Source organism: Chlorobaculum sp. 24CR (assembly GCF_004118635.1).
Taxonomy (GTDB): Bacteria; Bacteroidota; Chlorobiia; order Chlorobiales; family Chlorobiaceae; genus Chlorobaculum.
In genome coordinates this window covers 1-10,886 of the sequence record NZ_SDGU01000051.1, presented here as the reverse complement: position 1 = coordinate 10,886, position 10,886 = coordinate 1, and the positions used below count along the sequence as shown (strand labels likewise).

At 56.7% G+C, this 10,886-nt stretch carries 10 protein-coding genes; 2 read left to right on the top strand and 8 right to left on the bottom strand.

Annotated features, from left to right (window positions below):
- From EST62_RS09565 to EST62_RS09535, 7 genes are all read right to left on the bottom strand, one after another.
- A partial coding sequence (locus EST62_RS09565; RefSeq protein ID WP_209019431.1) for an ATP-binding protein occupies nt 1-1,744 on the bottom strand: 1,744 nt, incomplete at its 3' end.
- Nucleotides 1,678-2,154 (bottom strand): hypothetical protein, encoded by a 477-nt coding sequence (locus tag EST62_RS13515; protein WP_167599283.1) that lies wholly within the window; start codon nt 2,152-2,154, stop codon nt 1,678-1,680. The genes EST62_RS09565 and EST62_RS13515, both read right to left, overlap by 67 nt.
- Nucleotides 2,155-2,483: 329 nt before the next feature.
- Nucleotides 2,484-3,758, bottom strand: a complete 1,275-nt coding sequence (locus EST62_RS09555) for a Ni/Fe hydrogenase subunit alpha (protein WP_129051865.1) — start codon at nt 3,756-3,758, stop codon at nt 2,484-2,486.
- Nucleotides 3,748-4,515: an NADH:ubiquinone oxidoreductase gene (locus tag EST62_RS09550; protein ID WP_129051864.1), complete on the bottom strand. Its 768-nt coding sequence runs from the start codon at nt 4,513-4,515 to the stop codon at nt 3,748-3,750. Before EST62_RS09550 ends, EST62_RS09555 begins: the two co-directional genes overlap by 11 nt.
- 9 nt (nt 4,516-4,524) lie before the next feature.
- Nucleotides 4,525-5,349: an FAD/NAD(P)-binding protein gene (locus EST62_RS09545; protein WP_129051866.1), complete on the bottom strand. Its 825-nt coding sequence runs from the start codon at nt 5,347-5,349 to the stop codon at nt 4,525-4,527.
- Nucleotides 5,350-5,402: 53 nt separating this feature from the next.
- Entirely contained in the window at nt 5,403-6,482 is a 1,080-nt protein-coding gene (locus tag EST62_RS09540) for a 4Fe-4S dicluster domain-containing protein (RefSeq protein ID WP_129051863.1), read from the bottom strand.
- Nucleotides 6,483-6,591: 109 nt separating this feature from the next.
- Nucleotides 6,592-7,830 (bottom strand): peptidase U32 family protein, encoded by a 1,239-nt coding sequence (locus EST62_RS09535; protein ID WP_129051862.1) that lies wholly within the window; start codon nt 7,828-7,830, stop codon nt 6,592-6,594.
- Nucleotides 7,831-7,894: 64 nt separating this feature from the next.
- Here EST62_RS09535 and EST62_RS09530 point away from each other — a divergent pair, with 64 nt between their 5' ends.
- Together EST62_RS09530 and EST62_RS09525 are read left to right on the top strand one after the other, a co-directional pair.
- Entirely contained in the window at nt 7,895-8,686 is a 792-nt protein-coding gene (locus EST62_RS09530) for a hypothetical protein (RefSeq protein ID WP_129051861.1), read from the top strand.
- Nucleotides 8,683-9,489, top strand: a complete 807-nt coding sequence (locus tag EST62_RS09525; RefSeq protein ID WP_129051860.1) for an RNA methyltransferase — start codon at nt 8,683-8,685, stop codon at nt 9,487-9,489. The genes EST62_RS09530 and EST62_RS09525 overlap by 4 nt, the downstream gene beginning before the upstream one ends.
- Nucleotides 9,490-9,752: 263 nt before the next feature.
- Here the strand turns inward: EST62_RS09525 and EST62_RS09520 are convergent, their stop codons facing one another.
- The gene (locus EST62_RS09520) at nt 9,753-10,592 is read right to left on the bottom strand and encodes a universal stress protein (RefSeq protein WP_129051859.1); all 840 of its coding nucleotides are present in this window, start codon (nt 10,590-10,592) and stop codon (nt 9,753-9,755) included.
- Nucleotides 10,593-10,886: the final 294 nt, after the last annotated feature.

Below are 10,886 nucleotides of genomic sequence, written 5' to 3'. Positions count from 1 at the left end.
AGTCAAGGTCGAGAAATTGAGTATAAAAAGTTGCATTCACAGCAGCTCCAACTCTTCTAAATACCTCGAAGCTCTGCTTCGAGGATCCTTTATTCCAAAATATGCTTTCCTGTCCTTCAACTGTAATGCTCAGTGATTCGCTTGACTTATATGGTGCCAATACTCTTTTAGTGTCAACCATTAATGTATCTGCTACCATAAAACATGAAAGTATCCCTATCCCAAACCTTGATGTTGGAGTAAAGTCAGCGTTTGTTTCAGATTTTAAGTTGTAAAAATCTGTCGACTTATAAAAGGAAGAGCCTACTTTTGAATAGTAATTATCAATTATGTATTGGTCCATTCCTGTCCCATTGTCACTTACTTCAAGTATAATCTCATCAGACTCGACATAATATTTTACCGTAATTTCAGGCTGATAACTAATCCCCCATTTTTTTTCTTGTGCTTCTCTTAAAAGACAAGCGTCAATAGAATTTTGCAATAACTCTCTTAAAGCAACATCCGGATTCCCATAAAGCTTAGTCCCCATTAATAAGTCTATAACTTGTTTTTTACTAAGATTAAACTGAGTATCACGATAAATGTATTTTGGTTTATTTTTAATATCAGTTTCTGTTCTTATTTTTTCGCGATTTACTTTAAAAGGAAACTTAAGCATTATATCTCTACCACAGCCTTTATTGAATTCATTCAGAGCTGATGAAATATTATTGCAGACACTTAACTCATGATCTATCAAATCACAAAAAGAATGTATTGACGCTTCGATTGCAGGATGCTTACATTTTGCATTAAATTGGATCAGATCAGGACTTATCTCCCAAGCCTCAACGGCTCGATGCTTACTCCATTCACTAAGTGAAACGGGATGCCTTACATAAAGATGTGAAAATAATATTGGCGGAGTTCTTTTCGCATCAAAGTCTAAAATATCAGACAATCTTAGTATTACACCAATCAGCGGAAGACATGCATAATTAGAAGTGCAGCACAACAAATTCTTATCAAGATCTAAAAGAGATAAAGCATCTTCATTATGACTAAAACAAATCTGAGCAAGCTCCACAGTAAGGTCTGTATCTCGAAACACAATTTTACCATTCCAATCTCTGTCAATAATTTCACGTGCCCTTTCTGCATGTGTTTGTCGAATAAAATCTGTGATCAAATAGGATTTTAAAGTATCAGCATTTGAATTTTTACCTTGTTCAATTAATCGAGTAATTATCTCATGCTGATCAGGCCTTGCTGTATAAAATCTTTTAAATTCATTGCAAGTTTTTTGTTCTTCTTCATTTTCATATTCTGGGCTTTTATTCCAAACTTTCTTCCATGCTAAAACATTTTTCTCATCAGGGGACATACCTATATCATGAAAAAATGCACCAAGAATTAACAACATTAACTCTGGTGATGATAAGTTTTTAATTGTATTTCCTGAAAGCAATTTTTCCATCAAGCTCAAGACTCTAAACAAATGGTCTCCATCATGTAGTGTAAATTCTCCCATGTGTTTAATGATAGTCTTAGTTCTCTGAAACGCATAAGAAACCGCGCTATCAATTAGAGCAATTACTTCATTATCCTTATCACAGCATTTATCTTTAAGAAAATTATATATCAAACTTTTTTGAAGCCTCAGTAAAAATTCGTCTTTGTAATCATCACTCATAATCAAATATTTGTCATTTTTTGGCCTGTGAATGGTTCTCTTAGCATCAGACATAACTTGTTTATCCACGGTACTCTACCGCTTTTTACTTCCCTCAACGAACAAATAAGCGCAACAAAGTCACGTTTATTCATCATCAAAGTAGCTTTTAATTTTCTCCAAACTTGATTGGCTCCAAACCCCCCGTCCAAATCCGAGACAACCCACCAACCACATCTCCGGCGAACGCCTGACACCAGCGGCTTTTCACCCGCAAATTCGAGAGGTGCGTTCTGTATGTAAGTGCTTGCGTGAGGCATTTGCTGTGGGGAAAAGGTGAATCTACCTTGTACTTCAGCTAACACATTTATATGAATGTAAATAACTTGTACCGCATAGCAAACAATTGGCGGGAATTTGCCGCAGGATTTCCATTTTTCCCCACCCCCAGAAACGCGAAAAACCGGGCAATTCCCGGCTTTTGCAATGGCGTCGATCATAGGAAAATCGTCAGACCGCTATTGTTCTGTCAATGGCAAACATTCCTGAATCACCCGTCATTGCGAGGAGCATAGCGACGCGGCAATCCATGCGGAATCAGTGAAGGCCGTTAAAGATGGATCGCCACGACCCGACAAGTCGGGCCTCGCGATGACGAGGGCGTGCTTGTGGGTTCTGATTTCATAGCAATGTTTTTTTTCGTCATTGCGAGCCGCAAAGCGGCGCGGCAAGCCATGCGGAATCAGTGAAGGCCGTTAAAGATAGATCGCCGCGTCCCGACAGGTCGGGCCTCGCGATGACGAATATCCGTCATTGTATCTTGACTGACTCAATGCACCGAGCATGAAATGCACGGGTCATACGACCGTACCAGCATTTCGCAGAGTTTTTCAACCTCTTTCTCCCCCTTGCCTTCGGCCAGTGCTTGCGTGGCGAGGGCGTGGAGGTCGTGGTGGATGTTGGCGTTGTTCTGCGTGGTCGGAATGATGCAGTCGGCTTTGACCACTTTGCCCTCGTCGCTTGTCTCCATGTGGTGGTAGAGCACTCCTCTCGGCGCTTCGACGGCTCCGGTGGAGGCTCCGGCTTTTGGCTTGTAGTCGGCGCGGAAGTCGCCCGTGTCGTCGTCGAGCAGTTGGTCGATGATCGCTTCGGCGCTGGCGACGATGTGGTGGCATTCGACGAGCTGGGCGATGTTGTTCATGAAGGGGTTGTGGCAGACCGGCTGGAGGCCGAAGGCTGCCGCCGCCTCTTTGGCTCGCGGATGGAGCTGGTCGTAGTTGTTGTTGAACCGCGCCAGCGCTCCGGCGGCGGAGGATTCGCGGCTGACCTTCGTGAACTTCGAGGTCGAGAAATCGACCGTGTATTCGTTGGTCATCAGCAGATAGTCGTTCTCGTCGCGCACCACGCCGTCAGTCGAAACGAGGTCGCCGCCGATGAAGGGGTAGCTCTCGCCGTCGCAGAGGGAGATGAACTCGGTTTCGCGCACGAAGTCGGGGACCCGGAGCGTCATGAAGAACTCGGTGGCGCGGTCGAGCATCGGTCGGCGGTCGGCGATCATCTGCCGGATTTCGGCGAGGCGCGGCTTCGACGGCGCTTTGCTGACGCCGCCGAGCACAAGGCTGACGGGATGCGTGGCGCGTCCGCAGGTGGCGATGCTCAGTTCGTTTCCCAGCTCCTTGAGCAAGAGACCCGCCTCGACCACCTCCGGGTGAGAGTGCAGCAGCGGCACAACGCTCGGTGTGCTCGCAAAATCCGGTGCGGCGAGGAAAAAGAGGTGCAGCGCGTGGCTTTGCAGCGTTTCGCCGTGCATGGCGAGCAGGCGGATGATGCGCGCCGTTTCGGGCGGCGTGATCTGCATGGCCCGTTCGAGCGAGCGGATGCTGGCCAGCGTGTGGCTGATCGAGCAGATGCCGCAGATGCGCGAGGTGAGGAATGGCGCCCGCTCGGCGCTCATCCCCTTGACCATCATTTCAAAGAAACGCGGCGTCTCGACGACCGCCCACTTCGCTTCGGCGAGCTTGCCGTCCCTGACCGAAATGCGAATATCGCCGTGGCCTTCGACCCGTGGCAGATGGTGGATGTCGATGTTGAAATCAACCTTCATGGTTCAGATACTCTGTGAAACCGTTGTAAAATGCGAGCTTTTCCCTCATCTCCTCCGTGCTGAGTCCCTTGTCGCGCACCAGCTCCGTGAACGAAGCGTAGTTGATGTCGTCCGCCGGGCCGCGGCAGCCGAGGCAGACCGTCTTGCCGGAGGGGCAGACCGCGTCGCAACCCGCGCGTGAAATCGGGCCGAGGCACACCTCGCCGAGGTCGAACAGGCAGGTGTTGAGCCGCTGCTTGCACTCGACGCACACCGGGTACTTCGGCAGCGCGATGGGCGAGCGGGTGGCGATGCTCACCACGATGCGCTCGACCTCCTCCTTGGAGACCGGGCAGCCGGGAATCGAGTAGTCAACCTGCACGAAGTCGCTGATTTTGTGGGCTTCCGGCATCGTGTCGATCTGTTTGTCGCCATAGACCGTGCGGATGCACTCCTCTTTCGGGAACTTGTTCTTCTGCGCATTCATGCCCCCGAAGCAGGCGCAGGTTCCGTAGGCGACGAGCACCTTGGCCTGGGCGCGGATCGCCTTCAGCCGCTCGACCTCGTCGCTTCGCGTGATGCTCCCTTCGACGAGGGCGATGTCGGAATCGTCGAGCCGCTCCGAGGAGATTTCGCGGAAGTTCCTGATGTCGAGCAGCGCGAGGAACTCCGGCAGGGTCGATTCATGGTTGGCGAGCTGGAGCTGGCACCCTTCGCAGCAGGTGAAGTCGAAGGAGCCGATTTTCAGCTTTTCGGTGTCGAATCCGAGGTGGTTCATACGCACTCCTTAAATCGCTTCCTTGAGGTTCATGACGCTCCAGTAGTCGAACACCGGGCCGTCGAGGCAGGTGAAGGTCGAGCCGACCATGCAGCGGCAGCACTTGCCCATGCCGCAGTGCATCCTGCGTTCGAGCGACACGAACATCCGGTTCATCGGAATGCCGAGCTTGTCGAGATGGGTGCAGACGGACTTGAACATCACCGGCGGCCCGCAGACGATTGCCCAGGTGTTTTTCGTGTCGATCGTGATCTCCTCGAACAGCGAGGTAATCATCCCCGTGCGGCCCGTCCACTTCTCGTCCGGCTTTTCAACGATGGTGCGCAGATCGATGTGGCTGACGGTTTTCCACTCCTCGAACTGGTAGGCGAAGAGCATCTGCGACGCCTCCTTGGCGCCATACAGAAAACTGACGTTGCGGTAGTGGTCGCGGTGGTCGTTGATCCAGAAGAGCGGCGCGCGAAGCGGGGCGATGCCGAGGCCGCCGGCGATGAGCAGCACGTCGTGCTCCTGCATCGCCTCCATCGGGAACGAGGTGCCGAACGGCCCGCGAACGGCCACGAAGGCTCCGGGGCGCGCTTCGTACAGCGCCGAGGTGACGTGGCCCGCCTTGCGGATGCACAGCTCGATGAACTCGCGGTGGCTCGTGGCGCTCGAAATCGAAATCGGCGCTTCGCCGTAGCCCGGAACTTCGAGCATCAGGAACTGGCCGGGCCGGAAGGCGAACAGCTCGCGCTCGCGCGGATCGACGATGCGGAGCTGAAAAAGCCGCTCGTGCTCGGAGAGCGGCACGATGTTGGTGATGCGGCACTTGTAGCCACGGTCGGTCACCATGAGCGCCGACTTCTTGCTGAAATCGGGACTCGCGCGGGTGAACGGCTCGCGGTTCAGCTCCTCTGCGGGGATGGTGAAACGCAGGTCATGCATGATTCTTTTTCCAGTCTGAGGTCGTTGATGACCTCCTTTGGGTTGATGCTGGCCAGGCAGGTGCGTCCGCAGCGGTTGCAGCCAACGCAGATCTGCTGGTTGTCGTTGATGGCGAAACCGCGATAATGGTGGTAGTAGCGGTACTTGAGCCGGTCGCCGTTCTTCGGGCGGAAGTTGTGCCCGCCGCTCACTTCGGCGAAGTCGATCAGATTGCACGAATAGAGCCGCCTCTGCCGACTGGAGCTTTCGAGGCCGGTCGCGACGCGCTCCTCGACGTTGTAGCAGTAGCAGGTCGGGCAGACCATCGCGCAGGAGCCGCAGTTCAGGCACTTGTTTCCCCACTTCTCCCAGATCGGCGAGTCGAACTCCAGGTCGAGGAACATCGGCAGGCCGGTCACTTCGACGTTGGTTTTGAAGCTCTGCTTGATGAGCTTGCGCCGTTCGATGAGCTTGCAGTCGTCCTCTTCGGTCGGCTCGGTGGTCTCGAACTCCTTGAGGAAGTTGTAGGCTTTCGAGGAGTTGATCGACAGGAAGTAGCTCTCGCCGATATCCGAGGCGAAGAGGTTGAAGCCCCGGCTCACGGTGTGCCGGTTCATCGAGCGGCAGAAGCAGTCCGGCAGTGGCAAGTGATCCATGCCGACGATGAAGGTGTTCTTGCGCCGCGCCAGGTAGTAGGGCGACGGATACGGCCCGTTGAGCATCACCTCGTCGAGGATGTTGATGGCGTTGATGTCGCACGGGCGCAGGCCGAAGAGCACGATCGGCGGCGCGTCGTAGCGCACCTCCTGATCCCAGTCGCCATCGCGGAAGCGGAACTTCGACAGCTCCTCGCGGAACGGCATGATGAGATGTTTGGCCGAGGAGGTGGTGACGGTGTAGTCGAAGGCGATTTCGCTTGCCGATGAGACCGGCATGAACTGATAGACCGGTTCGCCGTTGCGGCCCGTATCGACCTGGCGCGGCCCGTAGGAGGTGTTCGCCCGGACGAGGGCATCGACGAAAGCGCGGAATTCGTTTTTGGAGATGACTTTATAGATCATTCGCTGTCTCCGGTTTGGGCAATGCGCCCGTTGGTGACGAGCTGCCAGGCTGGCTGGCAACATCACTACAAAGATACGCAAAAGAGGAAAAAGGGGAGTAGATGACTTGTTAATTTTTTAACAAAACATACACTTTGTCGTTTTTGCGGACCCGGTCGCATTTGACCGAAAAGAGCTGTCCCTGCTCGATCCGGCTTGCAGGCTCGCCGTCAAGAAAGAGCGCCGCTTGTTCGACGGTGACGAGGCCCGTCGCGGCTCCCTGAATCGAGAGCGTTGCGCCGGAATCGACTCCGGGCGCGTGCACGAGAATTTCGGCCACGCCCGCTTTCGGGAAGTATTTGCGAACGATGCCGACGTAGCTTTTCGTTTCGGTCGCCACCGATCCCGACGTTCGCGACCACGCATCCGCCGGTTTGCCGAAGAAGAAGCCTTCGGAGAAGCCGCGATTGTAAACTTTTTTCAGCTCCTCTTCGAGTCCGGCGGCAAGCGTTCGGTACGCCTCGGCGAACTCCTCGTCCTCCCGATGCGCGGCGATGAAGTCGATCGCTTTGCGGTAAGCGGCGGTGGTGGTGGCGACGTACTCCGGGCTGCGGTTGCGCCCCTCGATCTTGAAGGCGCCGATGCCCGCGTCGAAGAGCTGGTCGAGAAAACCGATGGCGCAGAGGTCTTTCGGACTCATCACGTAGTCCGCGCCAAGTTCCAGCTCGAACCCCTCCTCGACGTCGGCGATGCGGTACGAACGGCGGCAGGGCTGCACGCACTCGCCGCGATTGGCCGAGCGCCCGAACAGCTCCTGCGAAATGAAGCAGCGCCCGGAGACCGCCACGCACATCGCGCCATGCACGAAGCTTTCGACCGTGACCGGCAGCTTTTCAGCCGCGATGCGCTCCGTGATCGCCGCCGTCTGCTCCAGCGTCAGTTCGCGGGCGAGCACGATCATCCGCGCACCGAGCGAAGCGTAGAAGCGGAGCGCCTCGATGTTGCTCACCGAGGCCTGCGTCGAGAGGTGGATCGGCATCCGGTGACGGCGGCACGCCTCGACGACCGCCATGTCCCAGCAGATCACCGCGTCGAGTCCGGCGGCTCTGGCGGCGGCAATCGTGCGGTCAACCTCGGCGAGTTCCGAGTCGTAGATCACCGAGTTCAGCGCGAGGTACCCCTTCGCGCCGTGCTTTCGGCAGAGCCGCGCGATGCCGCCGAACTCGCCCGGCGAAAAGCCCTTGCTCGCCGCCCGCATGTTGAACCCCTCGGCCCCGAAATAGATGGCATCCGCCCCGGCGTCGAGCGCGGCCCGCATCGAAGTCCAGTCGCCAGCGGGCGAAATCAGTTCAGGTTTGGGGCGGTGCATGGCGGGGCGAAAAGGGAATTATTCGTTACTTTGGTGGTCAAAATATAACATCTGATTTGACGATATGAACCAACGCCTTGCCGCCGGTCTGCTTGCCGGTCTCTCCGTCGCCCTCGTCGCTGCCGAAACTCTCGCCCTGCTCGCGGGGCTGGACGCCCGGACGATGCTTCTGTTCCTTTCGCTCTACGCGGGTCTCGTCGGCTTGCTGTTCGCTTTGCGTACGTTGTCGGAGGGGCGGCGCGAGGTGGTCGAGAGCGTCTCGGAGCGGCGCGCGCGAGCCAGGCGCGACGGGCTGGTGGGCAATCTTCTCGATGATTACGAGATCGACGACGAGTTCCTCGGTCGCGGCGTGCGTAAACCAAAGTCCGCAAAAGCGTCAGTATCCCCGGCGTCGAGCGCTCCGGCAGAACCGTTGCTTGATGACGAAGCGCTGAAGTCCGCCGTCAGGGCCTACGCGGGAATGGCCGGTGGAATTGCCGCCCTGCGTGAAACCATCGAGGCGATGGACGACTCCGCCTTTTCGTCGATGGCGCGAAAAGCCGGTATGGGCGGCGTGACGCGAGCGCGAGCGCTCTCCGTCGTCGTCGAGCTGGTGTCGGTCGAAAGCGCGTCGAGAAGCGACGAAGCGCCAGCCCTGTCGCTCTCAATCGACAAGGAGTCGTTCGACGACTACATCAAACGTTGCATGAGCGATCCCGATACCTGCGTCGATGAGGAGGCCAACGACAGCGAAGGCTTTTCGGTGGGACTCGACGCCGAGGGGCTTTCGGCCATGCCGTCAACCCCGCCGACCGATTTCGTGCACGACCCGAAGGCGGTGATGAATCGCTTCAACCGCTCGACCGGCGGGCGATGAGGAGCGACTCCTTTCCGCCGTTGAGCAAGGCGATGCTTGGGCGGCTCGCGCGGCTGGGGCAGAAGAAGCATCGCGACAGCGAGGGGCTGTTTCTGGCCGAGGGGTTGCGCACGGTGACGGAGCTGCTGCGGAGCCTGCCCGATCCGTCGATGCTGTTCGCGCTCGTGCTCGACGAAAAGGCGGCGGGCCAGCTCGATGGGCTGGAGCGTTTCGCCGGAAAGGCGTGGCTTGCCGGGCCGGAGGAGTTCAGGCGGCTCGCCCAGACCACCTCGCCGCAGGGGGTGTGCGCGGCGTTCCGCAAGCCGGAGACGGGCGAGTTCCGACCCGCATCCGCCCGCTCGTTCGTGGTGTCGCTCGATGACGTGCAGGATCCGGGCAACGTCGGCACGATCATCCGCACGGCGGCCTGGTTTGGCGCACAGGCGGTGATCTGCGGACGCGGCACAGCCGATCCCTTCAGCGCCAAGGCGGTCAGGTCGAGCGCGGGCAGCATCTTCGCGCTCCGCCTCGACACCACTCCCGACCTCGCCAAAACGCTGCGGCGCTTGCAGGCCGACGGCTTCACGGTGGGGGCCTCGGCGCTCGACGGCAAGGACTATCGCGATTTCCCGGCTTGGCCCGCCCGCCGGGTGCTCGTCATCGGCAACGAAGCCAACGGCATCAGCCCGGAAGTGCTCGCCCTCGCCGACCGCCGGTTGCTGATCCCCCACGCCGGAACCCGCCCCGCCGTCGAATCCCTCAACGCCTCGGTGTCAGCGGGAATTTTGATGGCAGGAATCGCGCTTCGCGCGAATGATGAATGATGAGTTATGAGTTATGAATTGAAGAGGTGCGGTGTGGTTTGTGTTTCCACACGGCATTTCCCCTGCCTTCGTTTTGTTGTCCTTGCTGTCCCTTGTGTCCCTGAAGTCTTTTTTGCTGGAGCGTCAATCTGGCGCGGGCGCATGGCGTGCGCCCGAACGGGGCCAAGGGAAAGGCAGCGGACGAAGTGGACAATGTAAGAGAAGAGGGAGTTTCTTGACATTTCATGGTGTTCCTCTTCAATTCATAACTCATAATTCATCATTCACTCCCCCCTCACCACCAGCACCGGGTAGTCGATGTTGTCGATCAGTTCGCGGAGGGTCTCGGCGGGGAGGTTCATGCCTTCGCCGATGACGACGAGGCCGGAGTCGATCATGCGGATGAAGCTGGCGAGCTGTTTGCCGTCGGCGAAGGGGATGTGGTAGTATTCCGCTTCGATGGTTCGCCCCTTCAGCATCGCAACCGTCTCCTGTTTGCAGCGCTCGATGGCTTCCGGGGCGGGATCGGTGACGAGCAGGTGGAGCGTGCTTTTCGGCCCGGCGATTTCGAGCGCCGTCCGGAGGGCGCGTTTCGAGGCTTCCGAGCCGTCGCAGAGAACCAGGAGCGGGCCTTCGGCGGCGGTGACGCCGGGGCGCATCAGCATCACGTTCATCTTGCACTCGTGGAGCGCCGTGCGGGCCGTCGAGCCGAGGCCCTTGCGGCACGACGGCGAGCGTCCGCTTCGGCCAAGCACGAGCATGTCCGCTTCGGGCGCGGCCAGCATGAGCTGCTCCGGCACCATGCCCCGCAGCACGCGGAAGGTGTGGCGGAGCATCCGCGCTTCGGCGGTGCGCTGCAAGAGCTCGCTTGCCTGTTGCGCCTGAACCCTGAGCATCCGTTCGAGTTGCTCGGTGTCGAGCTTTTCGGTGGTCGCGCTGTAAAGCCGCACCTCCTCGGCGAAGGGCAGGCCCGCCATGTGCAACAGGTTGATGTCTTCGACGAAGATGCCGATCAGCTCCGCCTTCAGCCGCGCGGCCATTTCGGCAGCGGCTTCGAGCGAGGCCTTGCTGTGCGGCGAGCAGTCGATGGCGACGGCAATTGAATGGATGATGCGGTGTGTCATCGTTCTTACTCCGGTCATTAAAACTCTTAAGCAATTGCCCCGGACTTCAGTCCGGGGTATGCGGATAAAACAAAATAAATCAGGGCTTTAGCCCAATATCTTTCCTTGGCGGCGATTGCTCTTCTCAAGTTCCCCGGTTTGAAAACCGGGGCAATGTGAATGTAAAAGTTCAGAATATCCGTCGGGTTGAAACCCTCCTGAATCTCTATGGGATATATTCCCCGAAGCTCTGCTTCGTTAAAGATAAAAGTGTAATAATTGAGCACATATATTCATAAAAGTCATAATGTATCT